The sequence below is a fragment of the Pseudomonas sp. Mn2068 genome (genome assembly GCF_049319725.1).
In the GTDB taxonomy this organism is placed as follows: Bacteria; Pseudomonadota; Gammaproteobacteria; order Pseudomonadales; family Pseudomonadaceae; genus Aquipseudomonas; species Aquipseudomonas gingeri.
Window position 1 is genome coordinate 39,572 of sequence record NZ_JBMOUG010000001.1, and the last position, 26,617, is coordinate 66,188.

A 26,617-nucleotide genomic window follows, 5' to 3' on the forward strand; every position below is an offset into this window, starting at 1 on the left:
TGCCTCGGGGTTGGGCGTGACAAGGCACTGTCACGACATCGGTTTGAATGCTGGGGTGCGTGCGGGCCTGTTGTTCGCGCCGTGGCTCAGCGTCAGCAGGCCCGCCAGCAGGGCCGTGACACTCAGGAACACGATGGCGGTGCCGGTGTGTTGGCTCCGGTCGATCAGCCAGCCCATGACGCTGGGGCCGACAAACCCGGAAAGGTTGCCGACGGAGTTGATGAACGCGATGCCGGCTGCGGCCGCCACACCGTTCAGGCGTTGGGTGGGCAGGTTCCAGAACAGCGGCAATGCGGACAGGATGCCCGCGCTGGCCAGCGTCAGGCCGAACAGCGACAGGACCATCTGCTGGTCGCTGAGGACCGTGACGAGGAAGCCCGCGCTGGCGACCAATGCCGCGAGTCCCACATGCAGGCCCCAGCGGCGGGTCCTGTCGGCACTGCGTGCCACCAGGTTCATCGCCACCGCCGCGCACAGGTACGGGATTGCCGATAGCCAGCCGATGGTCAGCGTGTCATTGACGCCAGCGCCCTTGATGATCGTGGGCAGCCAGAAATTGATCCCGTACAACCCCATCAGCAGCAGAAAATAGATCAGCGAAAACATCAGGGTGATGGGGTTGAGCAGTTCCTTGAAACGATGGGCATGTGGTTGGCGGTCGGGCGTGGCCATGTCGTTCAGCAGCAGGGCTTTTTCCTCACTCGACAACCAGGCGGCCTGCTTGGGCGTGCTTGGCAGCAGCCAGTAGACCAGGCCCGCCACCAGTACCGATGGCAGCCCCTCGACGAGGAACATCCAGCGCCAGCCTGCCAGGCCGTGGGTTCCGTCCGTCACCGACATGATCCAGCCCGAGACGGGGCCACTGATTACTCCCGCCAGCGCGCTGGCTGTCATGAACAGGGTGGTCATGCGGCCACGCCGCTGTGCCGGAAACCAATAGGTCAGGTACAGGATCACCCCAGGAAAGAAACCGGCCTCGGCCACACCGAGAAAGAAACGCTGGAGATAGAAGGCTGTCGGTGTCTGGATAAACATGGCAGCGGCCGAGACCAGTCCCCAGGTCAGCATGATGCGGGCGATCCATCCCCGCGCGCCCAGGCGGTGCAACAGCAGGTTGCTCGGTACTTCGAAGAGGAAATAACCGAGGAAAAAAATCCCGGCGCCGAGTCCATAGGCACTGGCACTCAGTTGCAGGTCGGTCGCCATCTGCAATTTTGCCGTGCCGACGTTGACTCGATCGAGAAACGCCAGGACCTGGGCCAGCAGCAACACCGGCATCAAGCGCCAGGTGACACGCAGGTAGACCGGGTCCAGTCGCCGGGACGGCTCGCTGGGAGGCAAGACGGTATCCGGGCTGCCGTCTTGGGGTGGGAGCAAGGGATCGCTGGAGAATGACGAATTATTCGAGTTGTATGTCATGACGACTTTCCAAGAGAGGGCAGGGAGACAGGTCAGGAAATCGGCGCGGCGTTGAATGTCAGGCCGCTCTGTTGTCGCGAATCGGTTTTCAGGTAGGAAGAGCGCTCGGCACTTTCGATGAATACGCAGCATTGCCACCAGAAAGGGCTATCGAATGCGTTGATCGCCGCCACCAGGCGGTCGTGGATGATCTGCGCCATTTGCCGCTGGACTTCCCTGGGGCGGGGGTTGGTGGTGATCAGCCTGGCAATCACGAATTCCGCGTGCGGATCGTTGCCGGCCAGTGCCGCGTGGCAGGCATGAACGCGACTCTTGAAATCGCCCAACTGCGCATGGCCGGTCGCGGCGAGGTCGATATGGATCGTGTGCATGATCTGCATGAAATCCAGGCGGCTTAAAAGTCCGGCCGTGCTTTCAACGACGATGTGGGGCATGGCGACTTTCTCTCGAACGGCAGGTGAGGCTTCATTTAAGCAAGCGTGCGCCGCATAATAAAATTATGTCTGTCTTGCTGAAATATAAGGCTGCCTTATGAATACCGCCGCTATCGACCTTCGCCTGCTGCGCAGTTTTATTGCCACCGCCCGCCTGGGCAGCGTGACCCGGGCCGCCGACCTGCTGCATCTGACCCAGCCGGCGCTGTCGCAGCATCTACGTGAATTGAGGGGCTTGATGGGAGTGCAACTGCTGGATCGGGTCGGGCGCGGCGTGGCCCTGACGCCGGCGGGTATCGAGCTGTTTGGCCTGGTGGAGCCGTTGCTCGAGGATCTGGACACGGCCCTGGCTTCGGTGCACGGGTTATCGAGGGAAGTGAAGGGACGGTTGCGGATCGGGGCCATCGACACCTACTCACGGGCGCTGGTGATTCCGGCGGTCGCCGAACTGCTGGCCGCTCACCCGGAACTGAAGGTCTCGATTGAAGAAATGCCCGCTGCGCAGATCGACAGGGCGCTGATTGAAAACGAGATCGACATTGGTCTGGCGTTTTCCAACCTGTCCAGTCCCGACATCAACCAGTGCACGCTGTTCGAAGAGGTCCTGGCGCTGATCCGCCTGCGCGCGGATGACGACAGTGGCGGTGCGCGCGTTTCGATGCAAGAGTTGGCAGGCATGCGGTTGGCCTTGCTCAATCGCAACTTTGCCATGCGACGGCAAATCGACTCGGCGTTCTCGCGAGCCGGACTGCCGTTGGATGTACGTGTAGAAGCGGCCAACGTCGATTCACTGGTGCGACTGGTTGACCGAGGCGATTGGGCGATCATTGCCAGTCCGCTGGCCATCGATGACGTCGAGCGATTTGAGGTGCGGCAAATCGACCACGGCGACCTGAGTCGTATCGCGGCATTGCGCTGGCGCCGCGGTCGCTCTTTCTCCGCCGCCACTCTGGCGTTCAATCACGTGCTGATGGGGCGACTCCAGCGATTGCCAGGCATCCGCTTGTCCGATGAGGCGCAAGCGATGTCGCAAGCCTGATGCGCCTTGTTCAGTCTCGACAGTGGCCGGGACGCGGTCGTCAGTTGCCGATCAGGTAGAGGCAGATCGACAGGGTCACCAGCGATCCCAGGGTGGAAATCAGGATCGCGCTCGACACCACCGAGGCTTCGCGCTTGTAGTACTCGGCCAGCATGAACGGCCCGGTGCCGGTGGGCAGGGCGCTCAGCAGCAGGGCCGAATTGGCCCACAGCGGTGGCAGGTGGAAAACCTTGAAGGCAAGGAACCAGGTCAGCAGCGGGTGGGCGATCAGCTTGATCAGCACCAGCAGTGTCACGCCCTGACGCGGGCCCTGTTGCTTGTGGGCGAGGAACAGCCCGAGGGAAATCAGCGCGCACGGAATGGTCGCGGCGCCCAGCAGGCCGAGGAACTTCTCGAACGGTGCCGGCAACGGCGCACCGCCCCAGGCCCACAGCGCGCCGAGCAGCGGCGACACCACCAGCGGGTTTTTCGCCAGGGCCAGCAGTACCTTGAAGATGATCCGATGCACCTGGCGCTCGGTCTGCAGGCCGATCTCGATACACACCAGGGCCAGTCCGAACAGCACGCAGACCACCAGCAGGGAGGCGATCAATGCCGGTTCCAGGCCATTCTGACCCAGCACCATCACGCACAGCGGAATGCCGATATAGCCGGTATTGGCATAGGACGCACTGAGGGCGTCGATGCTCGCATCGGCGAAATGCCCGGCCTTGCGCCAGCGCAGCAACAGGGTCAGGACAAACATCGCCAGCGTACTGAGAGTGAATGCGAGGACAAAACCCGGGTGCCAGATCTGCTCCCAGGTGGCCGTTGCCGTGGCCTTGAACAGCAAAGCCGGTAGGCACAGCCAGACCACCATGCGATTGATCTCGGAGGCTGCGTTGGGCCCCAGGCGATTGGTGCGACGGCAGATGAAACCGACCAGGATCAGGGCAAAGATGGGCAGCAGAACGCTTAATACGGAAGACATTGAAGCGGGAGCCTTGGACATGCGCGGGTGGGTGGGGAAGGGTAAAGGGGGAAATCGTTAGCTTGCAATCTTTATCCGCGATGTTTCATGAGAAAGCGACCCGGCGCAATCGCGGTTCCCGGGCCGGTCGCGCCGGGTCGGCGGCGCGACCTTGTCGTGTCAACGGGCTTCGCGGTCCAGCAACTGCCGCTTGCGTTCCACCCCCCAGCGATAACCGGACAACTCGCCATCGCTGCGCACCACCCGATGGCAGGGGATCGCCACCGCCAGGTTGTTGGCGCCGCAGGCCTGGGCCACGGCGCGAAAGGAGGTCGGCGCGCCGATCATCCGGGCGATCTCGGCATAACTCGCGGTACTGCCCACCGGAATGCTGCGCAATGCCTGCCAGACCCGTTCCTGGAAGGCTGTGCCGCGCAGGTCCAGTGGCAGGTCGAGGCCGATGGCTGGCGCCTCGATAAAGCCCACCACCTTGGCCACCAGTTGCTCGAACTCGCTGTCGCCGCCGATGAAATGGGCCTGGGGGAACTTGTCCTGCAGATCCCTGGCCAGAGCATCCGGATCATCGCCGAGGAGGATCGCGCAAACGCCGCGTTCGCTCTGTGCCACCAGGATCGCGCCGAGGGAGCACTGGCCGATGGCAAAGCGGATGGCGGTATTGGCGCCGCCGGCGCGGTAGTCGGAGGGTTTCATGCCGAGCACGCCGTTGGAAGCTTCGTAGAAACGGCTGCTGGCATTGAAGCCGGCCTCGTACAGGGCCTCGGTGACCGAACCGCCGCGGGCCAGTTGCGCCCGCAGCTTGCCGGCCCGGTGGGCCGCCGCGTAGGCATTGGGCGTCAGGCCGGTGACCGCCTTGAACACCCGGTGGAAGTGAAACGGACTCAGGCCCAGTTGTTCCGCCAGGGGATTGAGCGAAGGCGTGCTGTCCGACGCCTCGATCAACTGGCAGGCGCGGGTCACCAGGGCCACGTGCTGCTCATTGGCCGAGGTCTGGTCGGCGGCGGCGCGGCGGCTGGGCCGGTAGCCGGCGGCCTCGGCCTGCTCGGCCGTGTCGAAGAATTCGACATTCTCCGGCCGGGGCCGGCGGGCGCCACTGCTGGGCCGGCAATACACGCCCGTGGTGCGCACGCCATAGACAAAGTCGCCATCGGCACTGGCGTCGCGCGTCAGCACGGCCTGCCAGCGTGGATCGCGTTCCACCGGGGTTGCCTGGATCGAAGTATTCATGGTGCTCTCCTATCGGAAGATTCAGTTCTCGCTCAGCTTAAGGGCGCTACGAGACCGGAAAACTCCGAGTCTTGCGGTTGAATTCTACTGTTTGTGAGCGGGATGTCAGGTGGCGTCATGAAAGATGATGCCCAGGGTATGCCGTCGCCCCGTGTGCACGCGGCTGACACCATGGCGCATGTTGACCCGATAGGAACCGCGACTGCCCTGCACCGGTCGTTGCGACACGGCAAAGATCAGTGCGTCGCCCTGTTTCAGCGGTGCCACCTGTGGGCGGCTCTGCATGCGCGGACGTTGTTCGGTCAGGACGAACTCGCCGCCACTGAAGTCATCTCCCGGGCGCGACAGCAGTATCGCCACCTGCAAGGGAAACACCTGCTCGCCATACAGGTCCTGATGCAGGCAGTTGTAGTCCCCGGCGTCATATTGCAGCAGTAGCGGTGTAGGACGTTGCTGGCCGGCTTCATGGCAATGCTGGAGCAGCGCCGGGTGGGTCACGGGAAAGATAGTGGCGACCTGCATGCGCTGGTTCCAGTCATTGGCGATCAGCGCCAGCGGCGGATAAAGCGCCGTGCGCAGTTGCTGCACGGGGTCCGGCAACGGGTAGGCGAAATACTGGTATTCACCCTGGCCGAAACCGTGGCGGGCCATGACTACCCGCGAACGAAATACCTCCTTGCGCGGGTAAAGGGCCGCCAGTTCCTGGCATTCTTCGGGACTGAGCAGGTTGGGCAGCAGCGCGTTGCCTTGCTGGTCCAGGTCGTCGCGGATCGCCTGCCAATCCAGGGCGCGTATTCGGCTGTGCATGATGAGGTGGCCTCGAACTGTCTGCGGAACCGGCAGTCTGGCGAGCTGACGGGGCACGGACACTCCGACTCTTGCGGTCGAATTGGCAGGAGTGGGCCAGTTATAGGGAAAGATACTACGTGCTATTCGGAAACTGTCTATAAACCTGTCATTTCTGACAGTAGATCGACTTGTAACTCGTGACCAAGATATTCAGTAACTATCTCTCGGGCACAATAACAAGGAGCACTGTCATGCAAGATGAACATACCCCAGATGATCGTGAAAACCCTGAGCAGGCAATTCAGGGCGCCCCAGGGTCGCCTGTAAAAATCCAGCAGGGCGTCTACAAGATTTACACCCATTTAAGTGGCAGCAAGCTAGTTAGCATGTCTTTGAGCGGAAACGACCCGGATTCTCGTAATGTCAGGTTGTATCAGGATAGCAGCGCTGCGGAGTCCACCTGGAGTATCAGCCCCCTGAGCAACGATGCCTATTTGATGCGCAACGGAAAAATGCCTCAGTTGGCGATCCGCCAGGTCAGCGGAAATAATATATATGCTGAATATCAGGCATCCCCCATCAGTTTTTCTGCCTTTTATTGGTTTTTCAAGAATGCGGGTAATGGTTATATGTATATCGAAAATAGATCCTATGGCCATGTAATGGAGGTGAAAGGGTCGAATACGGCCGATAATACCGACATTATCGGCTGGCCCTATGCTGGAACGGCAAGCCAGAAGTTCAGGTTGGTAAAAATCGGAGATCTTTAACGTCATGTTGACGCTGTGGTGGTGACGCAGGGATATCGGCGCAAGATGAATGTCAGGGCGTCTGGATCGAGGGGGGCTGTGCTTCCCCGGCGCGCTCGCCTAGGATGCTCGCTCTGTACCCTTGCCAGGAATCCTCGTCCATGTCCGCCGCCCATCGTCTTGCCGTGCCGTTGTCCAAAGCCTACCGCCTGCTCAATCACGGCCCGACCGTACTGGTCAGCGCCGCCCACGACGGCCAGCGCAATATCATGGCGGCCGCCTGGGCCATGCCGCTGGATTTCGAGCCACCGAAGATCGCGGTGGTGGTCGACAAATCGACCTGGACCCGACGCCTGCTGGAAGCTTCGGGAACCTTCGTGGTGAACGTGCCCTGTGTCGCCCAGGCCGATATCGTTCAGACCGTGGGCACCACTTCCGGCCTTGAGCTGACCCAGAGTCACAGTCGCGACAAGTTCGATGCCTACGGCCTGGAAACCTTTACCGGCGAGAAAATCGCTGCACCGATGCTGGAGGGCTGCGTGGCCTGGCTGGAGTGCCGGTTGTTGCCGGAGCCACGCAACCATGAACAGTACGACCTGTTCCTCGCCGAAGTGATCGCGGCCCAGGCCGACTCACGGGTGTTCAGCGAGGGCCGTTGGCATTTCGAAGGGCATGACGCCTTGCGGACCTTGCACCATGTCGCCGGCGGACATTTCCTGAAGATCGGCGACGCGGTGGACGGCGAGTTGCTGCAATCCTGATTCAGCGATTGGCCATCAGGTGGGCGCCGAACAGCAGGTAGCAGGTGCCGGCGAAGCGGTCCAGACCCTTGCGGCAGCGACTGTAGAACGCCGACATACGCGTGCTGGCAAACACCAGGGCGACGCTGCAATACCAGCAGAAGGACAGGCTCGCCATGGTCGCGACGGCCATCGCCAGCAACGGCGCCGGGGGGGAGCTGGGCATGGTGGTGGCGAAGATCGTCGCGACGAACAGCGCCGACTTGGGGTTGGTCATGTTGCCCAGCAGACCGCGCATGTAGGCGTAACCCAGGCTGCGGCGCGGTTCGCCGAGGGTCGGTTGCTGCCCGGCCACGGTCGGTTGCCGGCGCAGGAACAGCTTCACGCCGAGATAGACCAGGTAAGCGCCGCCGGCGATCTTCAGGATCAGGTACAGGGCCGGCGCCGCGGTAAACAACGACTTGATACCCAGGCCACCGGCCAGCCCCCAGAGCACCGTGCCGGTGGCGACGCCAAGGGCACAGGCCACGCCATGCTTGCGCGAATTGCCGGCGGCGAGCTGGGCGGTGGTGAAGAAGTTCGGGCCGGGCGTCACCACGGCGACCGCCCAGAGCAGGGCGAGGGAAATCAGGGGGCCGGCATACATCAGGTGCTGGGTATCCATGGGGTAGGGATCTCGGTGCTGTTCAAGATTTTTGCGCCCGCCCGAAGCGTTCGCGATAAACCGATGGGGGCAGGCCCACCACGCTGCGAAAGGCCACGCGGAAACTCTCGACGGAGCGATAACCGCATCGCTCGGCGATACGATCGCTGCTTTCGTCGCCACTTTCCAGCAATTCCCGGGCCCTGGCCAGCCGTTCCTGCTGCAGCCAGGTCTTTGGGGTGATGCCAGTGGCTTCGCTGAAGCGGCGCAGGAAGGTGCGTTCGCTCATGGCCGCCTGGCTGGCGAGCTGGCGCACTTCCAGTGGTTCATGCAGACGTTCGCGGGCCCACTGCATGATCAACGACAGATCATTGCGCGGGGTCCGGCCGACCGGCGCGGGAATGAACTGCGCCTGGCCTCCGCTGCGCTGGGGCGACATCACCAGGCGCCGGGCCACGGTATTGGCCACCTGGGTGCCGAAATCCCGGGCCACCAGGTGCAGGCAGGCGTCGATACCGGCCGCGCTGCCGGCCGAGGTGATGACCTGCCCGGCATCGACGTAAAGCACGTCGGGATTCACTTCGATGGCGGGGAAGCGCTCGGAGAGCTCCTGCGTGTATCGCCAGTGGGTGGTCGCCTGGCGGCCATTCAACAACCCGGCGGCGGCCAGCACGAAGACCCCGGAACAGATCGAGACGATCCGCGTGCCACGAGCATGGGCCCGTTGCAGGGCTTCGAGCAATGCGGCCGGCGGCGGCTCGCTGCGACTGCGCCAGCCGGGCACGATCAGCGTGCGGGCATCTTCCAGCGTTTCCAGGCCGCCATCGGCCAGCACCTGGATGCCGCCCATGGCGCGCATCGGGCCGGGGTCGACACCGACGATCCGGTGCTCATACCAGGGGAAGTCGAATTCCGGACGCGGCAGGCCGAAAATCTCCACGGCGATACCGAATTCGAAGGTGCAGAGGCCATCGTAGGCCAGGATCGCAACCAGACCGGGGAAAACAGGCATTTGGCGGAAACTTACCAGTGAGTGTCTTGTCCGCCACTGTAGCGATAACACCGGGCTGGATAAAGTGTTTCCACACCCACCGATTGAAAAGGTTCACACCATGACCAGCCTGGTTCGCAGTATCCCCGCGGCGCCTTCGGCGATTGCCCTGATGCATTTCAGCAGTCGCCTGACGTTCGAAACCGATTGCTCTGACGTACAGGCCAGCCAGCAAGGCGGCGAGGTCGATTTTGTCCTGGTGGATGTGCGCGGCGAAGCCGCCTTCGCCCGTGGGCATGTGCCGGGGGCGATCAATATCCCGCACCGGCTGATGACCGCCGGGTTCCTCGCGCACTACCCGAAAGGCACCTTGTTCGTGGTGTATTGCGCGGGGCCTCATTGCAACGGCGCCCAGCGTGCGGCGCTGAAGCTGGCCGCGCTGGAGTATTCCGTGAAAGAGATGATCGGCGGGCTGACCGGTTGGCTGGACGAGGGCTTTGCCCTGGCGGGAGAAGCGCCGGCGCAACCCCGGGACGGGATTGCCTGCGCCTGTTGAGGTCGTCCGCAGGCAGGTCCCCAGGTGCTCTGCCGTGTACCCGGCATGGGTGATGGGCGTTCCCACGCCGCGAACGTGGGAACGCTCAACTCAGGCGTCCGGTTGCCAGCCACCTCCCAGCGCCGCCATCAACCCCACGCTGGCCTGCAACTGCCGGGTCTGCAGGGCCTGCAACTGCCGCTGCGCCTGCAAGGCGGCGGTCTGCGCGGTGACCACGTCGAGGTAGTTCACGGCTCCGGCCTGGTAGCTGTTCATCGCCAGGGTCTGGGTATGCTGCGCGGCGTTCACGGCGGCCTGTTCATCCTGCGCCTCCTGTTGCAGGTCGCGCAGTTGCGCCAGGTTGTCCTCGACTTCCCGTACGGCCCGCAGCACATGGCTGCGGTACTGCGCCGAAGCTTCCTCGAACTCGGCCCTGGCCTGCTGTTCCTGGGCATCGAGCCGACCGCCGTCAAAGATCGGCAGGTTGACCAGCGGCCCCAGCGCCCAATAGCGATTGCCGGCCGAGAGCAGGTTGCCGACCCCCTGGGTCTGTCCGCCGAGCAGGCCGGTCAGGCTGAAGTCCGGGTACCAGGCTGCCTTGGCCACGCCGATCCCGGCGTTGGCGGCAAACACCCGGCGCTCGGCGGCGGCGATATCCGCACGGCGTTGCAGCAGGTTACTGGGCAAGGCAGCCGGCACTTTGGGAATCGCCAGGATCTGCACGGTCGGCGCCAGTTGGAAATCGCTCGCCGACTCACCCACCAATTCGGCAATCGCATGCTCGGCCAGGTTGCGCTGACCGCGCACTTCATCCAGCTGGGCCTCGGCCTCGGCCAGTTGGCTCTGGGCGCGGGTCAGGTCCAGTTCGGAAGCGATCTTGCCTTCATACCGGTCACGGGTCAGTTGCAGGGCCTGGCTGTAGTCGTCCAGCGAACTGGAGAGAATCCGGCTCTGCGCATCCAGGCCGTTGAGCTGGATATACAAGGTCGCCAGTTGCTGTTGCAGGCTCAGTCGGGCCACCGCCAGGTCGTCGCCCGAAGCCTGGGCCTGGGCATCGCCGGCGGCGACCTGGTTGCGGATCCGGCCCCACAGGTCGAGGTCGAAGTTCAGGGCGAAACCCGCCGTGTTGCTGTTGTACACCGACGGCTGGGTACTGCCGCGCAGCGGTCGCGTGTCCGACTGTCGCTGGCGTTCGGGTTGCGCGCTGGCGGTGATCTGCGGGAACAGCCCGGCATGCAACTGGCTGGCGAAGGCCTGGGCGCCGTCATAGTGGGCGAGGGCGGCGGCGAGGTCCGGGTTGGCCTTGAGCAGCCTCTGTTGCAGGTCGTTCAGGTGCTCATCCTGGAACAGCAGCCACCATTGCCCGGACAACTGATTGCCGGGCCTGGCCAGGTGCCACGGGCCGTCGCTGGTCTGCTCGCGGTAGTGCTCCGGCAGGTCGATCCGCGGTGGCTTGTAGGTCGGCGCCAGCGAGCAGCCCTGCAAGCTGGCGATCAACAGCAGCCAGGCGCTGCGCTTAAGCCTTGGGGACATGCTGGCCTCCGGCGTCGGCAAGCTTGACCTGGTCGCCTTCGCGCAACGCATCCGGCGGGTTGTCGATCACGGTATCGGCCGGCTTCAGCCCCTGGTCGATCACTAGCCGTTCACCGAGGTCGAGGCCGATATGGATATCACGCAGGTGCACATGCTGCTGCGTGTCCATGACCGCCACCTGGGTACCGGCGGATCGAAAGATCAGGGCGCTGGCGGGGATGCTCACCCCATGGGTGTCGGCGGGGATCGGGATGGTTGCCTCGGCGTAGTCGCCGGGCAGCAGGGCGTTGTCCGGGTTGTCGGCGACGAACTGCGCCAGCAGGGTGCCGGAGCGCGAATCGACGGCGGTCGAGTTGCCCACCAGGCGCGCGGTAAAAGTCTTGCCCGGATGCTCCGGCACGCTCAACCGCACCTGCAGGCCGGGACGGATCACGCTGGCGTAGTTCTGCGGGATCGGCACGTAGAGACGCAATTGGTGTGTGTCGGCGATATCGAACAGTTCCGGGTCGCTGTCACTGTCGGCCTTGATCAACTGGCCGATATCGGTGTTGCGCGCGGTAATGGTGCCGGCAAACGGCGCGCGGATGGTCTTGTAGGCCTCCAGCGCCGACAGTCGGGCGTAGTCGGCCTGGGCAGCTTCGGCATTGGCCTGGGCGGCCGCGGCGTTGGAGCTCTTCTCATCGGCTTCCTGTTGCGAGACTGAGTGGGTGCTCACCAGGTTTTTCCAACGGGTCGCGGTGGTTTGCGCCAGGCGCGCATTGGCCTGTTCCTGGAGCATATGGGCATGGGCCTGGGCGACCTGCTGGTCGAGGTCCGGGCTGTCGATCCGGGCCAGCACCTGGCCGGCCTGGACCTGGCTGCCGATATCGCTGTTCCACTCCTTCAGGTAACCGCTGACCCGTGCATGGATCGGTGCCTTGCTCCAGGCCTCGAGGTGGGCGGGCAGGCGCAGGGTGTCGCCGGCGGCGTTCTGCCTGGGCTGGAACACACTGACCAGGGGCACGGCGGCGGTTTCGGTCCAGGCGGTCACCGCCTGTTCATGGCGGGTTCGCGCGGCAATCCCGTTGGCCACCAGCAGGGCGGCCAGGGTCAGGCCGCCAACGCCCATGTAGAGCAGGCGTTTGCCTGAGGGTTTGCGATCAGTCATGGGTACTTTCTCCAGCAACGGCGCGAGTAGGGTGACGTCCGTGCACCAGGCTGAACACCACGGGGACGAACAATAGAGTGGCAGTGGTCGCCAGGATCAGACCGCCGATCACGGCGCGTCCGAGGGGGGCGTTCTGTTCTTCGGAAATGGCCAGCGGCAACATGCCGATGATCATCGCCAGGGCGGTCATGCACACCGGGCGGAAACGGGTATAGCCGGCTTCCAGCGCGGCCTTGAGGGCATCGCCGTGCTCGGCCAGGCGTTCGCGACAGAAACTCACCACCAGGATCGAGTTGGCGGTGGCCACGCCCATGCACAGGATGGCCCCGGTCAATGCCGGGACCGACAGCGAGGTGCCGCTGAGGAACAGCATCCAGACGATCCCGGCCAGGGCCGCGGGCAGGGCGGTGATGATCACGAACGGGTCGACCCAGGACTGGAAGTTGACCACGATCAGCAGGTAGATCAGCACCACGGCGCCGAGCAGGCCGAAGCTCAGGCCACTGAAGGCTTCATGCAGGGCATCGATCTGGCCATGCAGGCTGACAATCGCGCCCTTGGGCCGGAGCGACGAGGCATCGTCGAGGATCTTCTGGATGTCATGGGCCACCGAACCGAGGTCGCGGCCCTGGACGCTGGCGTAGATATCCAGGGTCGGCTGGATGTTGTAGTGGGTGACCACCGCCGGGCTCTGCACCCGGCTGATGGTTGCCAGGCCGCCGAGGATCTGCGACTGGCCGTTACTGCCGGTGACCGGCAAGGCTTCCAGCGACGGCAGGCTGTCGAGACGGTATTGCGGGGTGGCCGCGACCACGCCGTAGGACACGCCGTTGGCCGGGTTGAGCCAGAAGGTCGGCGCTACCTGGGAACTGCCGGCCAGGGAGGCGACCATGCTGTTGGTCACGTCACGCTCGGTGATGCCCAGGCCCTTGGCGCGCATCCGGTCGACCTTGACCTGCAACGATGGATAACCCACCGACTGCTGGATTCGCAGGTCGGCGATGCCCGGCACATGTTGCAGGCGTCGTTGCAGTTCGAGGGCGAACACGCGGTTCTCCTCGGCACTGCGTCCGGAGATCTTCACATCCAGCGGCGCCGGGGCACCGAAGTTGAGGATCTGGCTGCTGATGTCTGCCGGGAGGAAGGCGAAGTGGCTGCCGGGGAAGCTTTCCGGCAGGGCGCTGCGCAGTTTCTTCACGTAGTCGGCGGTCGGCTGGTGGTCCGCCTTGAGGGTGACCTGGATATCGCCGTCCTGCGGGCCGATGGTGCCGCTGCTGCTATAGGCCATGTCGATGCCGCTCAGCGGGATACCGATGTTGTCGACGATATTGTCCAGTTCCTCGGCGGGAATGATCTCGCGGATGCGTGCTTCGATGCGGTCGAAGGCCGCCGCGCTTTCCTCGATCCGCGTGCCCAGCGGCAGGCGCACATGCAAGGCCAGGGCGCCGGCGTCGGTGGCCGGGAAGAAGTCCTGGCCCAGGCTCGGCAACAAGGCGAAGGACGCCAGCACGCAGGCCAGGAAACCCAGCAGGAAACGTTTGCGGCAGCCCAGGGCGAGGGTCAGCAGGCCATGATAGACGTCCCGCACGCTGGAGAAGCCGCGTTCGAAACCCTGCTGGAAATTCAATACGCCCTGCAGCAGCGCATTGCGTGGGCGGGCGTGCTGCTCGCCTTCGTGATGGTTGATGAATTCATCCTCGGGATGATGGCCGGCACCGCCTTCGACGACATGGGGCTTGAGCAGGAACATCGCCAGGGTCGGGACCAGGGTCCGCGAGAGGATGAAAGAGGAGGCCATGGCAAAGATCACCGCCAGGGCCATCGGCCGGAACAGGAAGCCGGCAATGCCCTGGAGCATGAACATCGGCACGAACACGATGCAGATACACAATAGCGAGACAAAGGCCGGGCCGACGATCTGCCTGGCGCCGTCGAGGATCGCGTCCTTCACCGCCTTGCCTTGTTCCAGGTGCCAGTTGATGTTCTCGATGGTCACCGTGGCATCGTCCACCAGGATCCCCACCGCCAGCGCCAGCCCGCCCAGGGTCATGACGTTGAGGGTCTGGCCGGTGGCCGCGAGCAGGGCGATGGCCGAGAGCACCGCGAGGGGAATCGAGGCGGCGATGATCAGGGTCGAGCGCCAGCTGCCGAGGAACAGCAGGATCATCGCACTGGTCAGCAGGGCGGCGATGATCCCTTCGCGAGCGACGCTGCCCACCGACTGCTTGACGAACACCGAGGCGTCTCCCAGCAGCGAGGTCTTGAGTTCCGGCGGCAGGGTTTCGTTGATCAGCGGCAGCATGTTGCGGATGCCGTCGACGATCGACAGGGTGGAGATATTGCCGTTCTTCATCGCCGGCATCAGTACCGCGCGGCGACCATCGACCCGCACGATATTGGTTTGCGGCGGCGAGCCGTCACGCACGTGGGCCACCTGGCCGATGGTGATCAGGGCGCCGTCGACGGTCTTGATCGGCAGGTCGTTGAGTTCTTCGATGACTTTCGGGCTGTTGTTCAGCAGCACCGTGTATTCGTAGGGGCCGAGTTTGGCGGTGCCCACCGGAATGATCTGGTTCTGCGCGGCCAGGGCATTGCCCACGTCCTGGGCCGACAGACCCTTGGCGGCCAGCGCCTGGGGATCGAGGTCAAGGGTGATCTGGCGTTGCTTGCCGCCCATCGGCGTGGGGATCGCCAGGCCGGGAACGGCGGTCAGCGGCAGGCGGATGTTGTTCTGTACCAGGTCGCGGATCTTCGCTTCCGACAGGGTCGGGCTGGAAAACGCCATCTGCAGGATCGGCACCGTCGAGGCGCTGTAGTTGAGGATCAGCGGCGGGGTGATACCCGGTGGCATCTGTTTCAGCACGGTCTGCGAGACCGCCGTCACCTGGGCGTTGGCGGTGCGGATGTCCACTCCCGGTTGAAAGAAGATCTTGACGATGCCCATGCCGGGCAGCGATTGCGATTCGATATGTTCGATGTCGTTGACCGTGGTGCTCAGGGAGCGTTCGTAGGTGTAGATCACCCGGCCGGCCATGTCCTCGGGGGACAGGCCGTTGTACTGCCAGACCACCGCGACCACCGGGATGCCGATGTCGGGAAACACGTCGGTGGGGGTACGCAGGGCCGCCAGTGGCCCGATGATGCAGATGAAAATCGCCAACACGATAAATGTGTACGGCTTGAGCAATGCGGTCTTTACCAGCCCGAGCATGCGTTGAACCTCCGGAGAGTGGAATTGCAGACCCCGGCAGTCTTGCCGCTGGAACTTAACGTTTGGCTTTCACCAACATGAAGGATCTTTTAGATAAGGACTGAAATTCCCTTCATCTCTATTCATTTGTTCAAAACGCTCTGCCTCGCCACTCTTGACCTCGATTCGACGGCCGGTCCGTCCATGAAAACAACAGATCAATGTGAGAGGAATTCATACGATGACACTTAAGCCGCTGATGCTGATCCCGACCCTCGGCCTGGTTTGCCTGCTGTCCGCCTGTGCCGGTCCCGTTCCCAAGGCCGACCCGAGCCAGGCTTGGATCGGCCTGCAGGGCGAGTCCAGCGACGACTTGCTGGCCGAGCGTGTGGATGGCAAGCGTGTGGATGATGGCCGCTACTTCGAAGTGACACCGGGCAAGCACAACCTGGAAGTGACCCTGATCCAGGGCGCCAATGGTGACGACGACCAGCCCGAGTGTTCCGGGCATGTGGTGTACGACCAGTTCAAGGCGGGTCGGCAGTACCACCTGGTGGAGTCGGGCTCGGGCACCGATGTCGGCGCGGTACTGATGAATGACCACGGCAAGCAAGTGGCCGAGTCCCATCTCTTCTCCTGTATCTGAGCAACGAATTTCCCATTCGAGGTAATGCGTCATGACACTCAAACCCCTGATGTTGCTGCCAACCCTGGGTCTGGCTTTTCTCCTGTCGGCCTGTGCCGGCCCCATGCCCAAGGCCGATCCGAGCCAGGCCTGGATCGGGCTGCAACAGGAGACACCGAATGATCTGCTGGCGGAAAAGGTCGATGGCAAGTCGATCGATGACGGGCGCTTTTTCGAGGTGAGCCCGGGGGCGCACAAGCTCGATGTGATGCTGGTGGAAATCCCCACGGGCGACGCCAACCAGGAAGACTGCTCGGGGCAGGTGTCCTATGACCAGTTCAAGGCCGGTGAGCACTACAGACTGGTGGAATCAAGCCTGGGCCAGGAAGTCAGCGCACGGCTGATGGATTCCCATGGCAAGGAAGTGGCGGACACCGGCGACTTCCAGTGCATGCCGGGCTGAGGTCGTCGGGCGCCTGATGTGCCGCGGGGACCGCCGGTCTGGTTCATGGGCGCGCTCAAGGCAGATTGACATCACCTGATCTACTGTTGCTCTCGGGCCAGCCAGTCCCCGGCCCGATGGAGGTTCAGGGAGATCGATCATGGCACATGTACGTCGCGATGTATGGAAGCTGGAGCCGGGCTGGAACGACACCTTGTTGTGGTATGCCCGTGCGGTTGAAGCACTGCGTAAAAAACCGATCACCGATCCTGCCAGCTGGCTGTTCCTGGCGGCGATACATGGCATTACCCGGCCGCTCTGGGAAAATGCCGGTTATGTAACCGCGCAGACGCCGTTTCCGCCGCCAGCGCAGCAGAAGCTCTACTGGAACCAGTGCCAGCATCAGAACTGGTACTTCTTTCCCTGGCACCGAGGGTACCTCGGTGCGTTCGAGCAGATCGTGCGCGCCACTATCGTCGATCTCGGAGGCCCGCCAGGCTGGTCGCTACCTTACTGGAACTACAACGGCAGTACCCAGGCACAGGAGTTGCCGAAGTGCTTTGCACAGCAGAACTGGCCGGACGGTGCGCATAACCCGTTGTATGTCGAGCGTCGTTATGGGTTGAACAAGACCCCGATTGTCATCCCTGCGCAGTACATCCGGCTGAAAGCACTGCGCGATCACACCTTTGCCGGCTCTGAAACCGGCGTTCCTCCCGGTTTTGGTGGGCCGGAATCGCTCTTTATCCAGCATGGCGTCGCCAACGGACTGCTCGAGTCCGAGCCCCATAACAACGTCCACGGTGTCGTGGGCGGCAGTTCAGGCAAAACCAGTGGTTTGATGAGCAATCCCAATACCGCGGCGCTGGACCCGATTTTCTGGTTGCACCACGCCAATATCGATCGTCTCTGGGAGGTTTGGCTCAAAGCCTATGGTGGTAATCACAACCCCCCGAATCCGGACTGGGTGGACGGTCCCCTGGATGCCGGACCACCGTTCATCATGCCGCAGGCCGGTGGCGCCGCGCCCTGGAAATACAAGGTGCGCGATGTATTGGATACACGTGTGCCCAAGTTGGACTACACCTATGAAGACACGACCGCGCCGCAGGATAAACACCCCCTGCTCCAGCGCCGTCTGTTGAATCTTGGAGCCATAATCGCAGCGCCGATCCCGGAGGTGCTGATGACCCGTGATACCGATGTCGAACTGATCGGTGCCAATTCCTCGGTGCTCAACCTCTCGGGCGGCAGCGTCGACACCTCCGTGCACCTGGACAAACCAGGCTCGCAGAAAGTGCTGAACAGCCTGAGATCGGTCGCGAATTTTTCCCTGGCGGTTCCGACGTTGCCGGATCGGGTGTTCCTGAACCTGGAGCATATCCGCGGCAACAAGGATTCGGCGCTGTTTGAGGTCTACGTCAATCTCGCTCCGGAGGCCGTTCCCGACGAGCATCCGGAGTTGCATGTCGGGACGATCTCGCTCTTCGGTGTCGAGCAGGCCAGCCAGGCCGATGGTCACCATGCTGGCAATGGTGTCAGCCAGGTATTGGATATCACTGAAGTGGTGGATGCCCTGCATCTCGGCGGAATCCAGGACCTGAGCAAGCTGAATGTACGTTTTGTGCCCGTCACGCCTGTCGGTCCCGACGACAAGATCACGATCGGTCGAGTGAGTCTCTACCGTCAAGGCGATTGAGCATGGGACGGTATCTGCTGCTTTTCCTGACCCGGGGCAGCCGGCCGTGGCTGATAGTGATCAGCCTGGCCGGTTGGGGCTGGCTGGTGGGGGGCGTACAGAGGCTTTCGGTCCCGGCGTTCTGCGGGACCTGGCCTACCCTGGGTTATGCAGCAAGCTGGCAAGGTATTGAACAGGCGCTGCTGTTCAACCCGCCAGGGCAACTGCTGGGCGGCTGGAGCCTGATGCTGGTGGCGATGATGCCCTTGTTGATGGTGCATCCGCTGGAGTATCTATGGCGGACCAGTCTGTCGAGAAAGCGCTGGCAGGCGCTGGGCCTGTTCGTGATCGGTTTCGGCAGCGTCTGGGTCCTGGCGGGGGTGGGGCTGTTGAGCCTGGTGGTGAGCGTGCGGGTGCTGCTGGGTATCGAGCCCTCAGGCGTTTTTCTGCTTGGTTTGTCGATCTGCCTGTTATGGCAGGCCTCTCCCGTCAAGCAGCACAGCCTGAATCGTTGCCATCATCAACCCCGCATTTCGGCCTTCGGTTTTGGTTTCGTCACGGACTGCCTGAGGTTCGGAGTTGTCAGTGGTGTCTGGTGTGTGAGTTCGTGCTGGGCGTTGATGCTGCTGCCGATGTTGATGGAACAAGGGCATCTGGTCTTGATGGCGTTCGTCATGGTCTGGATGCTGCTGGAGCGTTTCCTGAGAAATCGACCTCCACACTGGCGCTGGCCTTTTCTGGCCGAGATCGATGCGTTGAGGGCGCGAGCGTTGAAGCAGAGATGATATCGTAAGGCCATCTATTGCACGGATGCGCCGCCATGAACTGTCCTTCTCGTTCCCGAATGTTTTCCCGACTGCGTCACCTGACCCTGGTAGCGCTGCTGCTGGGCAGCAGCGCCGTGCTGGCCGCCAATACACCCTGTTCCGGCAGCAAGGGCGGGATCGCCGGGTGCGATGGCGAGACCTTCCTGTGCAATGACGGCTCGATCAGTGGCTCGAAGAAGAACTGCTCGGCGGTGCTGGGTATCCGCGAGGACGCCCGGCCGGCGCGCCCGCAGGGCTTGCTGCAGGGCGCCGAGGGTTGCCAGTGTGGCAGCGGCAGTTACTGCACCGGGCCCCGGGGTGGGGTCTATTGCCTGACGCCCGGTGGCAGTAAAAGCTACAAGCGCAAATAGTCAGTAGGGCGCGGCACTGATGGTCGCGTTGCGCCAGGCGGTCTGCAGTTGTTCATTCAGCAGGGGCGGAACGCTTTTCCCCGGCTGCTTCTCCAGGCTGAGTTTCAAGCCATTGAGCGAACGACCGCTGAGACGATTGCCCGCCAGGTCCTCGCGGAACACCCGCTCCGCGTCGGCATACTGGCCCTGGTCGAGCAATGCGTAGCCGAGGGATTCACGCAGGGTGTAGTACCAGTCCGGTGGCTCGTTGTAGCTGAGGTTGTCCTGGATCTCGACGGCCTTGCGCCAGGCGTCGATCACCTGGGCCTTGTTGTCCCCCTGCAGGGCCTTGAGGTCGGTGAGCAGCGCCTGTGGCGAATCCTTGGTGAACACTTGCACGGCGGCCTCCTTGAGCGCCATCAGGTCCAGCTTGCCCTGGCTGCTGTCCTGGGCCTTGTTCAGAAGGATCAGGTCGGCAATGCGAAACAGCTCGATGGCCTTGTTGCTGCCGTAGTTCAAGTCCGGGGTGTCCTTGAGGCTGGCATTGACCGCCTGCCAGTAACCCTTGAGCGCGTCGCGCGCGGCGGCGGTGTCGAGCCCCGGCTTCGCCACTTGCCGATAGGCTTCGGCATAGGCGGCCATGGCCTGGGTGTAGGGATTGGTCAAGGCTTTCCAGGACGTCTTGCTGTCCTTGTTGGCCGCGGTACAGGTGTCGTTGATGGTCTGCAGGCCGGCCTTGATCTTCGGCTCGATACGCTGCAGCGTGTCCCAGTCCTGGAAGCGCACGGCGAAGTAATAGGGCACCGCATAGAAGTAGTCGGACTTGACGCGGATCTCATCGGGATACTGTTTGCAGAGGAAATCCAGCGCCGCGTAGCGGGTGGTGTTTTCCACCAGTTCCTCGGCCATGTTCATGGCTTCGTTCTGCCGGCCTTCGATGGACAGGGTCCAGACCAGGAAGTGGATGTTGTGCCCCAGGTAATGCAGCGGGTAGGGGCTCTGCGGGTTGACCTGGTGGGTGTAGGCACGGTCCACCGAGACCGCGGTGTAGTTGGCGACGCTGGCCAGGGCATTGTTGCCGGTGCGCTGGTAGATATGCGAGGCCATGTGCACCAGGTGGCCGATCGCCGGGTTCTGGTCGCGGAAGCGGTCGGCCATGGGCAGGCCGCTGGTGGGGAAGGGCGACTCTTCTATGGCATGGATATAGAAGTGGTTGGCGCCGGTATGGAACTGGTCCTGCACCAGTACCCGGTTGAGCACCTGCAAGGCCTCGTAGGCCGCGGGAGTGGGACGCACTTCATCGGAGATCGCTTCGGCGCCTTGCCACCATTTCCACGGGGTGAGGTTGAGCAGGGCGTCGGCATACAGCGTGGCAGCGTCGAGATCGTCGAAATAGGTCTGCGACAGGTTCTTCATGGCGTCGGCATAGCGCTGGTTGCCTTCCTTGCTCAGGAATACCTTGCCGTCCCTGGCCGTGTACAGGGTCAGGAAGGCATCGGCGTAGTCGACCTCGCGCTGCAATTGCCGGTCGCTGAAACGCTCTTTGCCGGCCGGGTTCTTGAGGCGGGCCCTGGCGTTGTCCCGGGCGATCTGCGCCGAACGATAGGCCAGGCGATCGCAGCCGGTGGTGGCATCGCTGTTGATATTGGAGTTGGCCGACAAGGCGATCCCCCAGTAGGGCATCGCCGCGCCTTCGTCGAAGCGACTGGCCTGGTAGAAGGCCCGAATGGCTTCGGAAAAGTTGAAACCATATTGCAAGGCAATGCCCTGGCTGTAGAACGCCTCGACCTGGTCGGCGTCCTTGAAGCTGACCAACGGATAACGGGTGCCGCCCAGGCCCGAGAGCAGGTGATCCTTGGCGGTGTCCTGCTCGCTGACACACTCGTGCAGCACATCGAGGTAGGGTTCGTCCGGCGTCGCCGGGATGAAGCTTTTCGGTTCTGCGGGGGCCTCATGACCCAGGGTGTGGGCCTGGGCCGTGCCGGCCAGCAGGAGCAGGGCCATCAGTGGCGTGTGGATCAGGTTGCGGACGTCCATGCAGCAATTACTCCGAACGGGGTGTCAGTTGTGTATGCAGAGGGTTGCCGGCCTCTTCGCTGGCAAGCCAGTTCCCACCAGTGCCCGGTTATACGGGCTCGGACACTGTGGGAGCGGGCTTGCCCGCGAAAGGGCCCGCAAGGTGGACACTGTCTAACCGGCCAGACGGGCAATCTGCGGCGCCAGGTCCTTCTGTGGAATGACCACCTGTACCAGCACGGTCTTGCGGTTGTCGAGCAGCTTCGGCAACAACTCGTCCAGCTCGCCCTGGGTCGAGACCCGATGGCCCTCGGCGCCGAATCCCTTGGCCAGCGCCAGGTAGTCCCAGGTCGGCAGGATATCGAACGGAGCGAACTCTCCGTCCTCCTTGAACGCATCGATATCCACGAATGCCTGCTCGATGGCATAGACCTCGTTGCTCATGACAAACACCACGGCATTCACCTGGTTGCGCACCAGGGTCGAGAGCGACTGGCACATCATCATGAAGCCGCCGTCACCGGCCACCACGAACGGCCGGCGGCCGCTGCCCATGGCCACGCCCAGCGCGCAACCGGTCTCATGGCCGAGAGAGCCCCAGATCGCATCGGCGACAAAGCTGTCCCGGGGCATGTCCATCAGGTTGCTGGCGGCATAGAGCGACGAACTCTCGCCGAGGATCAGGCTGCCGTTTTTCCACCAGCCATGGGCACGGGCGAAGCCGTCCAGGGTTTCGAGAAAGCGCGTGTAGCCCAGCAGCGGGTCGTCGCCGTGGGCGGCTTTCAACAAGGACGGCACGGGCTCACGGAGCACGGGTGGTTGCGGGAACTCGTCATCCAGGCCCAGGGCCCGAGTCAGGGCCGTCAGGTACTGGGGCAGCGGCACATGGGGGTAGTACTGCAAGCCGGTACGGGCCAATTGGGTATTGACCAGCGTGATCTTGTCGAACTTGTTGTCCAGCAGTTGCAGGTAGTCGTCGGTGAAAATCACCCCCAGGGCGAGGATGCAGTCGGTCTGCTCCATCAGGGCCTGGGTCTGCGGCAGTGACGCCGTGCCGGCATAGGTGCCGATAAATTGCGGATGGCTTTCGTCGAGAACGGTCTTGGCTTCCAGCGACGTGGTAAACGGCAGGCCGCTGGCTTCGATCAGGTGCAGGGCCTGTTGCTGCAGACCGAAGCGAGCGATCTCGATGCCGAGCATGATGATCGGTTTGCCGGCTGCCCGCAGGCGTTCCACCGAGGTTTCCACGGCGGCTTTCAGGGACGTCTCGTTGCACCGCGTCGGTAGCGGCAGCAGGCTGCCGACCGGGCGCTCGCAACAGCCGCCCCAGACATCCTGCCAGGCTTCCAGGTAGACCGGCCGCCGCTCGCTGATGGCGGCGACCAGGGCCTTGTCGATCAGGGCCGGGGCGGTCTTTCTGTCACTGAGCAACTCGCAGGCGACGGTGATGTTTTCGAAGACCTTGCGCCCCACCTCGAGATCACCGGTGGAGTGATGGAACAGGACATCCTCGGACCAGATCCGCTGGCGATTCTTCGCATTGGGGCTGGCGCTGATCACCACCACCGGGTTGCGTTCCACATAGGCGCCGGCAATGGCGTTCACTGCACTGAACGTGCCGACGCCATACTGCAGCGAGACTGCGCCAATCCCCGTGTAGCGGGCATAGCCATCGGCGGCATAGGCGGCGCTCATTTCATTGATTTCGCCCACGGGGTGGATATCCGGATCGCGCTCCAGGGCATCCATGAACTTCGAGACATAGTCGCCCGGCACCTGGAAGACCTTGTCCACCCCCAGTTCCTTGAGGCGGGCCAGCAGGTAGTCGGCGACGCTGAAATCATCAGTCTTTTCCATGATCGATCCCCTTGTACGCGAACTCGGTCACGTCATTGAGCGTCTTCGCGCAATCCTTGCAGGGCGGACGGTGGTCCGGGTCTAGGTTGCAGCCATCGGGTGTCGGCACTGGCAGCAGGGCATAGTCCTTGGGCAGCCAGGCCGGACGCTTGAGACCGAAGAAGTCCTGCAGCGTCGATTCGGCCACGGTGACCGCGCCTTCGACCCAGCCCTGGCCGATGGAATAGGCTTCGCCGACGATATAGATCTGCTGTTGTTCCACCGGGTGGCGCATGCGACAGATGATCCGGTCGATCCGGTAGTTGGCCTTCCACTCGTGCCAGCCGCCGCCATACGGATCGCTGTCCCAGGCGTGGTAGACCGCCGAATAGGGCCGCGGCAGCTCGACCTGGTCGTGGACCTGGGTCACCTGCATCTGCGCGACGCGGACCATTTCGTCGCTGACCGGGAACTGGGTCCTGGGCACCACGGGTTCGGCCTTGAGCTTGCCGGCCAGGCTGGCCGGAGTGAAGCCGACAAAGGGGGCGCCATCCTCCAGGCCTTTCCAGAACGGCACGGTCCCGATGTCGTTGTAGGAGGCCATCAGCAGCGAGTTGAGCGTGTGCTCGCCGCCTTTCTGCTCGCACTCGGTGCCCATGTAGTAGATCTGCCGCACCGGCAGGTCGGTGACCGAACGCCCTGCCACCAGGCCGAGGGCGCGCCACCAGGGTTGTTCGTAGGCCAGGAACAGCTTGAAGGCCGATTGCACCAGCACCGAGCCGAGGTTTTCCTTGAGCCACGGGTCGCTGAAGAACGGCGAGTCGATCAACTCCAGTGCGCGGCGAGGCATGGCGAGGATGATTTTTTTCGCCTTGACCACCTGGCCGCCGCTGCTGTCGCGAGTGGCGCCGTCGACGCTGATGGTGTTCTGGAAATGCAGGCGATAAGGGAAGTCGGCGTCCTTGGCGTAGAGGATACTGGCCAGGCGCTGGTTCATCTGCACCCGCTGCTGGCCTGGCAGCTTGCCCGGCAGTTTGGCGAACTTGGCGGCGAGGGTCAGCGGCAGGCTCTGGAAACCCTTGGTCAGGGTCAGGAACTCGGTGGTGTCGCTGTATTCGGTGGCCGGCAACTGGGTCACGGCGCTGGCGTTGGCGACGTTGGCGTCATAACCGCCGGCGTCCTTCATGAACTGGTAGCCCTCGTTGCTCATCACCCGGTACAGCAGGTCCCAGAAGCCGTACTTCCAGATCTCCTTGCCGAACACCTTGACCTGCATCTGCTGGCACAGGCTGAGCTTGTCGAAACCGGGATAGACATAGTTCATCACCTTGACCTGCAGGTCCTCGGGGCAGAAGCCGCGCTCCGACCAGGCCAGGTCATAGGGGATTTTTTCCGGCGCCTCGACGAAGTCGCGGTAACGGAAACGCTTGCCCCGCAGGTAGAACAGGTTGTTCTTCGAATACACCGGCTTGGGCGCGCCCATGGGGAAGTCCTGGCTTGGCAGCTTGAGGTGCTTGACCAGGTTGTCCACCAGTACGTGGCCGTCCTTGCCGGGGATGTAACGCATGCCGCCGACCTCGGCGACCACGTTCGGCAGGCCCGGTAGATTGATGCTGAAGAGCCGGCCGCCAATGCGGTCGCTGTATTCGAACAGGGCAATGTCCTGCGTATCGCCATGGGTCTGTTGCAGACGCCAGGCGCTGTAGGTGCCTGACACTCCGCCGCCGATCACGGCAACGTCCAGTTCCAGTTCTTGCGACTTCATGACGAACTCCATTTCGGGAAGGAGAGGGACCGCGTTTTCCGGTCGCGACCTAGTATCGTCGAGTTTTGGCGGAATGCCAGTTTGCCATCATCGGGGTTTCGAGGCGGCGGGTGACCTGTCCGTCGATGGACGAAGAAAGGCTGGGAGAGAGAGGGGGATCAGGTCCTTTCGATGCGTTGAAAGGACCTTTGCAGCCGTTACGCCTGGGGCTGGCGCCGGTCGCTGCGGTAAACCCGCAGGCAGACGCCGGTGGCGACCAGTACCGGCAGGATCAGTGCCCACAAGCCACAGGCCAGGTAGAGCAGGGCCGCACCGATACAGCCGAGGGCAAAACCCAGCAGGGTGGTGCAGATCGGCTTGAGGCGTTGCTTGATGACGAGCCGCTGGGCGTCATCATGCTCGGTCCACAGGGCGAATACATCGACGGCGAACTGGGTGACATTGCCGGTCATCAATGTGGTCGGTGGCGTGCCTTTCATATGTTGGCGGGAAATGGCGTTCTGGATCGCCATGGCGGTGACCCCGGTCATGCCGGTGATCAGCGCCGTGGCGCTGTCGCCATCGGTAAACGGCCCCCAGACAATCGCCAGCAGGGCAAAGGCCGCAAGCATCAGGGTATGGGCGATCAGCAACAGGCGCAGCGGTACCCATCCGCGCCGATGGATCGCCACGGCGGCCAGGTGGGTCAGTCCCACCACCAGGACGAACACCGGCAGGGCGATCAACTTGGGCAAGGCGCCGGAAGTGCCATGGACGATACTCACCCCCAAGGTTACGAAGTTGCCGGTGACATGGGCGGTAAACAGACCCTGCAGGGCGAGGAAGCCCAGGGTGTCGACAAAGCCGCCGTTGAAACTGAGGGCCGGGCCCACACTGGGGTGCAAGGGGGATTCCATGGCCTGTCCTCGGGTTTGGGTGACGCAGGATTGATCGGGGTTGCCGGGTGGCAGCAGACGGTAACTCGCCGCTGGTCGTCGATCAAGGTAGAGTCCGGCTCCTGTGTCGTTGCCACTTCGAGGCCCGTGAATGACTGCCGTGTGTTTTGCTCCCTGCCACTCCTTGGCCGGGCGCTTGCTGGAACTGTTGCCCGTGGTCCAGGGGGACGGTTCCCATGACCTGTCGCATATCCATCGGGTATGGAAAAACGTCTGTGCGATCCAGCGCGAGGAAGGCGGTGACCTGGACATCCTGATCGCCGCGACGCTGTTGCATGATTGCGTGGCGGTGGAGAAGGACTCGCCGCTGCGGGCCCGTGCTTCGCGCCTGTCGGCGGAAAAAGCCTCGACCCTGTTGACGCAACTGGACTGGCCGGAACCGAAGATAGCCGCCACCGCCCATGCCATCGAAGCCCACAGCTTCTCGGCGGCGATCGCCCCGACCACCCTCGAAGCCCGGATCCTGCAGGATGCCGACCGACTGGACGCGCTTGGCATGATCGGCGTGGCGCGCTGTTTCCATGTCGGCGGGCGCCTTGGGCTCAGCCTGTACGATCCGGCGGATCCGCTGGCGCAACACCGTGGGTATGACGATCAACGCTTCAGCCTCGATCATTTCCAGACCAAGCTGCTGCACCTGGCCTCGGGTTTCCAGACCGCCACGGGGGCACGCTTGGCGGCGATCAGGCATGAGCGTCTGCAGCGTTTCATGGAAGATTTCATGGAAGAAATAGGCGTGTGAACTGCCTGGCGCTATGAAA

Annotated in this window: 24 protein-coding genes; 10 read left to right on the forward strand and 14 right to left on the reverse strand. The window is 63.1% G+C overall.

What is annotated here, in order from left to right; translation table 11 throughout:
- Window positions 1-30 precede the first annotated feature (30 nt).
- Both ACL9RJ_RS00225 and ACL9RJ_RS00230 read right to left on the reverse strand, forming a co-directional pair.
- The gene (locus ACL9RJ_RS00225; protein WP_256347501.1) at window positions 31-1,341 is read right to left on the reverse strand and encodes an MFS transporter; all 1,311 of its coding nucleotides are present in this window, start codon (window positions 1,339-1,341) and stop codon (window positions 31-33) included.
- A gap of 110 nt (window positions 1,342-1,451) precedes the next feature.
- Window positions 1,452-1,853 carry a hypothetical protein gene (locus tag ACL9RJ_RS00230; protein ID WP_017126076.1) on the reverse strand — a complete coding sequence of 134 codons (402 nt, stop codon included), beginning with the start codon at window positions 1,851-1,853 and terminating at the stop codon, window positions 1,452-1,454.
- Window positions 1,854-1,950: 97 nt separating this feature from the next.
- On the opposite strand from ACL9RJ_RS00230, the gene ACL9RJ_RS00235 reads away from it, so the two are divergent.
- Window positions 1,951-2,892, forward strand: coding sequence for a LysR substrate-binding domain-containing protein (locus ACL9RJ_RS00235; RefSeq protein WP_177106319.1), 942 nt, complete (start codon window positions 1,951-1,953; stop codon window positions 2,890-2,892).
- Window positions 2,893-2,932: 40 nt separating this feature from the next.
- On the opposite strand, the gene ACL9RJ_RS00240 is transcribed toward ACL9RJ_RS00235, so the two are convergent.
- The 3 genes from ACL9RJ_RS00240 to ACL9RJ_RS00250 form a co-directional block, all read right to left on the reverse strand.
- Complete coding sequence (locus ACL9RJ_RS00240; RefSeq protein ID WP_177118061.1) at window positions 2,933-3,862, reverse strand: AEC family transporter; 930 nt, start codon at window positions 3,860-3,862, stop codon at window positions 2,933-2,935.
- 159 nt (window positions 3,863-4,021) lie between these two features.
- Window positions 4,022-5,086: a bifunctional DNA-binding transcriptional regulator/O6-methylguanine-DNA methyltransferase Ada gene (gene ada / locus ACL9RJ_RS00245; RefSeq protein WP_422764716.1), complete on the reverse strand. Its 1,065-nt coding sequence runs from the start codon at window positions 5,084-5,086 to the stop codon at window positions 4,022-4,024.
- A 105-nt stretch (window positions 5,087-5,191) separates the two neighbouring features.
- Window positions 5,192-5,893, reverse strand: a complete 702-nt coding sequence (locus ACL9RJ_RS00250) for a 2OG-Fe(II) oxygenase (RefSeq protein WP_422764717.1) — start codon at window positions 5,891-5,893, stop codon at window positions 5,192-5,194.
- A gap of 233 nt (window positions 5,894-6,126) precedes the next feature.
- Here ACL9RJ_RS00250 and ACL9RJ_RS00255 point away from each other — a divergent pair, with 233 nt between their 5' ends.
- Both ACL9RJ_RS00255 and ACL9RJ_RS00260 read left to right on the forward strand, forming a co-directional pair.
- Window positions 6,127-6,645, forward strand: coding sequence for an RICIN domain-containing protein (locus ACL9RJ_RS00255; protein ID WP_177083107.1), 519 nt, complete (start codon window positions 6,127-6,129; stop codon window positions 6,643-6,645).
- Window positions 6,646-6,785: 140 nt separating this feature from the next.
- A complete protein-coding gene (locus ACL9RJ_RS00260; RefSeq protein ID WP_177083105.1) occupies window positions 6,786-7,385 on the forward strand; it encodes a flavin reductase family protein in 600 nt (199 codons plus the stop codon).
- 1 nt (window position 7,386) lies between these two features.
- Here ACL9RJ_RS00260 and ACL9RJ_RS00265 read toward each other — a convergent pair whose 3' ends face one another.
- Both ACL9RJ_RS00265 and ftrA read right to left on the reverse strand, forming a co-directional pair.
- The gene (locus ACL9RJ_RS00265) at window positions 7,387-8,028 is read right to left on the reverse strand and encodes a LysE family transporter (protein WP_177083103.1); all 642 of its coding nucleotides are present in this window, start codon (window positions 8,026-8,028) and stop codon (window positions 7,387-7,389) included.
- A 22-nt stretch (window positions 8,029-8,050) separates the two neighbouring features.
- Window positions 8,051-9,019 carry a transcriptional regulator FtrA gene (gene ftrA / locus ACL9RJ_RS00270; protein WP_177083101.1) on the reverse strand — a complete coding sequence of 323 codons (969 nt, stop codon included), beginning with the start codon at window positions 9,017-9,019 and terminating at the stop codon, window positions 8,051-8,053.
- Between the two features lie 100 nt (window positions 9,020-9,119).
- Here ftrA and ACL9RJ_RS00275 point away from each other — a divergent pair, with 100 nt between their 5' ends.
- Window positions 9,120-9,554 carry a rhodanese-like domain-containing protein gene (locus ACL9RJ_RS00275; protein ID WP_017126068.1) on the forward strand — a complete coding sequence of 145 codons (435 nt, stop codon included), beginning with the start codon at window positions 9,120-9,122 and terminating at the stop codon, window positions 9,552-9,554.
- Window positions 9,555-9,644: 90 nt separating this feature from the next.
- On the opposite strand, the gene ACL9RJ_RS00280 is transcribed toward ACL9RJ_RS00275, so the two are convergent.
- The 3 genes from ACL9RJ_RS00280 to ACL9RJ_RS00290 are packed head-to-tail and all read right to left on the reverse strand — an operon-like array spanning window position 9,645 to window position 15,424.
- Window positions 9,645-11,066, reverse strand: coding sequence for an efflux transporter outer membrane subunit (locus ACL9RJ_RS00280; RefSeq protein ID WP_103032472.1), 1,422 nt, complete (start codon window positions 11,064-11,066; stop codon window positions 9,645-9,647).
- Window positions 11,050-12,213: an efflux RND transporter periplasmic adaptor subunit gene (locus ACL9RJ_RS00285; RefSeq protein ID WP_177083099.1), complete on the reverse strand. Its 1,164-nt coding sequence runs from the start codon at window positions 12,211-12,213 to the stop codon at window positions 11,050-11,052. Before ACL9RJ_RS00285 ends, ACL9RJ_RS00280 begins: the two co-directional genes overlap by 17 nt.
- The gene (locus ACL9RJ_RS00290) at window positions 12,206-15,424 is read right to left on the reverse strand and encodes an efflux RND transporter permease subunit (protein WP_177083097.1); all 3,219 of its coding nucleotides are present in this window, start codon (window positions 15,422-15,424) and stop codon (window positions 12,206-12,208) included. The genes ACL9RJ_RS00285 and ACL9RJ_RS00290 overlap by 8 nt, the downstream gene beginning before the upstream one ends.
- A gap of 220 nt (window positions 15,425-15,644) precedes the next feature.
- Here ACL9RJ_RS00290 and ACL9RJ_RS00295 point away from each other — a divergent pair, with 220 nt between their 5' ends.
- From ACL9RJ_RS00295 to ACL9RJ_RS00315, 5 genes are all read left to right on the forward strand, one after another.
- Window positions 15,645-16,049, forward strand: a complete 405-nt coding sequence (locus ACL9RJ_RS00295; protein ID WP_017126066.1) for a hypothetical protein — start codon at window positions 15,645-15,647, stop codon at window positions 16,047-16,049.
- 31 nt (window positions 16,050-16,080) lie between these two features.
- Window positions 16,081-16,491, forward strand: coding sequence for a hypothetical protein (locus ACL9RJ_RS00300; protein ID WP_422764718.1), 411 nt, complete (start codon window positions 16,081-16,083; stop codon window positions 16,489-16,491).
- 139 nt (window positions 16,492-16,630) lie between these two features.
- Window positions 16,631-18,169 carry a tyrosinase family protein gene (locus ACL9RJ_RS00305; protein WP_017126064.1) on the forward strand — a complete coding sequence of 513 codons (1,539 nt, stop codon included), beginning with the start codon at window positions 16,631-16,633 and terminating at the stop codon, window positions 18,167-18,169.
- 2 nt (window positions 18,170-18,171) lie between these two features.
- Window positions 18,172-18,933, forward strand: coding sequence for a DUF2182 domain-containing protein (locus ACL9RJ_RS00310; protein WP_017126063.1), 762 nt, complete (start codon window positions 18,172-18,174; stop codon window positions 18,931-18,933).
- 59 nt (window positions 18,934-18,992) lie between these two features.
- The gene (locus ACL9RJ_RS00315; RefSeq protein WP_103032978.1) at window positions 18,993-19,325 is read left to right on the forward strand and encodes a hypothetical protein; all 333 of its coding nucleotides are present in this window, start codon (window positions 18,993-18,995) and stop codon (window positions 19,323-19,325) included.
- Here the strand turns inward: ACL9RJ_RS00315 and ACL9RJ_RS00320 are convergent, their stop codons facing one another.
- The 4 genes from ACL9RJ_RS00320 to ACL9RJ_RS00335 form a co-directional block, all read right to left on the reverse strand.
- Complete coding sequence (locus ACL9RJ_RS00320) at window positions 19,326-21,341, reverse strand: hypothetical protein (protein ID WP_422764719.1); 2,016 nt, start codon at window positions 21,339-21,341, stop codon at window positions 19,326-19,328.
- 153 nt (window positions 21,342-21,494) lie between these two features.
- Complete coding sequence (locus tag ACL9RJ_RS00325; RefSeq protein ID WP_103032977.1) at window positions 21,495-23,177, reverse strand: alpha-keto acid decarboxylase family protein; 1,683 nt, start codon at window positions 23,175-23,177, stop codon at window positions 21,495-21,497.
- On the reverse strand, window positions 23,164-24,921 hold the full coding sequence (locus ACL9RJ_RS00330; RefSeq protein ID WP_177106304.1) for a flavin monoamine oxidase family protein: 1,758 nt from the start codon (window positions 24,919-24,921) through the stop codon (window positions 23,164-23,166). The genes ACL9RJ_RS00325 and ACL9RJ_RS00330 overlap by 14 nt, the downstream gene beginning before the upstream one ends.
- Window positions 24,922-25,118: 197 nt before the next feature.
- Window positions 25,119-25,817, reverse strand: coding sequence for a YoaK family protein (locus ACL9RJ_RS00335; protein ID WP_042935276.1), 699 nt, complete (start codon window positions 25,815-25,817; stop codon window positions 25,119-25,121).
- Between the two features lie 130 nt (window positions 25,818-25,947).
- On the opposite strand from ACL9RJ_RS00335, the gene ACL9RJ_RS00340 reads away from it, so the two are divergent.
- Window positions 25,948-26,598: an HD domain-containing protein gene (locus tag ACL9RJ_RS00340; protein ID WP_177083087.1), complete on the forward strand. Its 651-nt coding sequence runs from the start codon at window positions 25,948-25,950 to the stop codon at window positions 26,596-26,598.
- Window positions 26,599-26,617: the final 19 nt, after the last annotated feature.

Coding starts and splice junctions, on each gene's coding strand:
- ACL9RJ_RS00290 (WP_177083097.1), bottom strand. CDS start 15,424: ATGCTCGGGCTGGTAAAGACCGCATTGCTCAAGCCGTACACATTTATC.
- ftrA (WP_177083101.1), bottom strand. CDS start 9,019: ATGCCTGTTTTCCCCGGTCTGGTTGCGATCCTGGCCTACGATGGCCTC.
- ACL9RJ_RS00305 (WP_017126064.1), top strand. CDS start 16,631: ATGGCACATGTACGTCGCGATGTATGGAAGCTGGAGCCGGGCTGGAAC.
- ACL9RJ_RS00300 (WP_422764718.1), top strand. CDS start 16,081: ATGACACTCAAACCCCTGATGTTGCTGCCAACCCTGGGTCTGGCTTTT.
- ACL9RJ_RS00275 (WP_017126068.1), top strand. CDS start 9,120: ATGACCAGCCTGGTTCGCAGTATCCCCGCGGCGCCTTCGGCGATTGCC.
- ACL9RJ_RS00320 (WP_422764719.1), bottom strand. CDS start 21,341: ATGGACGTCCGCAACCTGATCCACACGCCACTGATGGCCCTGCTCCTG.
- ACL9RJ_RS00340 (WP_177083087.1), top strand. CDS start 25,948: ATGACTGCCGTGTGTTTTGCTCCCTGCCACTCCTTGGCCGGGCGCTTG.
- ACL9RJ_RS00335 (WP_042935276.1), bottom strand. CDS start 25,817: ATGGAATCCCCCTTGCACCCCAGTGTGGGCCCGGCCCTCAGTTTCAAC.
- ACL9RJ_RS00315 (WP_103032978.1), top strand. CDS start 18,993: ATGTTTTCCCGACTGCGTCACCTGACCCTGGTAGCGCTGCTGCTGGGC.
- ACL9RJ_RS00330 (WP_177106304.1), bottom strand. CDS start 24,921: ATGAAGTCGCAAGAACTGGAACTGGACGTTGCCGTGATCGGCGGCGGA.
- ACL9RJ_RS00240 (WP_177118061.1), bottom strand. CDS start 3,862: ATGTCTTCCGTATTAAGCGTTCTGCTGCCCATCTTTGCCCTGATCCTG.
- ACL9RJ_RS00310 (WP_017126063.1), top strand. CDS start 18,172: ATGGGACGGTATCTGCTGCTTTTCCTGACCCGGGGCAGCCGGCCGTGG.
- ACL9RJ_RS00250 (WP_422764717.1), bottom strand. CDS start 5,893: ATGCACAGCCGAATACGCGCCCTGGATTGGCAGGCGATCCGCGACGAC.
- ACL9RJ_RS00285 (WP_177083099.1), bottom strand. CDS start 12,213: ATGACTGATCGCAAACCCTCAGGCAAACGCCTGCTCTACATGGGCGTT.
- ACL9RJ_RS00265 (WP_177083103.1), bottom strand. CDS start 8,028: ATGGATACCCAGCACCTGATGTATGCCGGCCCCCTGATTTCCCTCGCC.
- ACL9RJ_RS00295 (WP_017126066.1), top strand. CDS start 15,645: ATGACACTTAAGCCGCTGATGCTGATCCCGACCCTCGGCCTGGTTTGC.
- ACL9RJ_RS00325 (WP_103032977.1), bottom strand. CDS start 23,177: ATGGAAAAGACTGATGATTTCAGCGTCGCCGACTACCTGCTGGCCCGC.
- ACL9RJ_RS00260 (WP_177083105.1), top strand. CDS start 6,786: ATGTCCGCCGCCCATCGTCTTGCCGTGCCGTTGTCCAAAGCCTACCGC.
- ACL9RJ_RS00280 (WP_103032472.1), bottom strand. CDS start 11,066: ATGTCCCCAAGGCTTAAGCGCAGCGCCTGGCTGCTGTTGATCGCCAGC.
- ACL9RJ_RS00230 (WP_017126076.1), bottom strand. CDS start 1,853: ATGCCCCACATCGTCGTTGAAAGCACGGCCGGACTTTTAAGCCGCCTG.
- ACL9RJ_RS00255 (WP_177083107.1), top strand. CDS start 6,127: ATGCAAGATGAACATACCCCAGATGATCGTGAAAACCCTGAGCAGGCA.
- ACL9RJ_RS00235 (WP_177106319.1), top strand. CDS start 1,951: ATGAATACCGCCGCTATCGACCTTCGCCTGCTGCGCAGTTTTATTGCC.
- ada (WP_422764716.1), bottom strand. CDS start 5,086: ATGAATACTTCGATCCAGGCAACCCCGGTGGAACGCGATCCACGCTGG.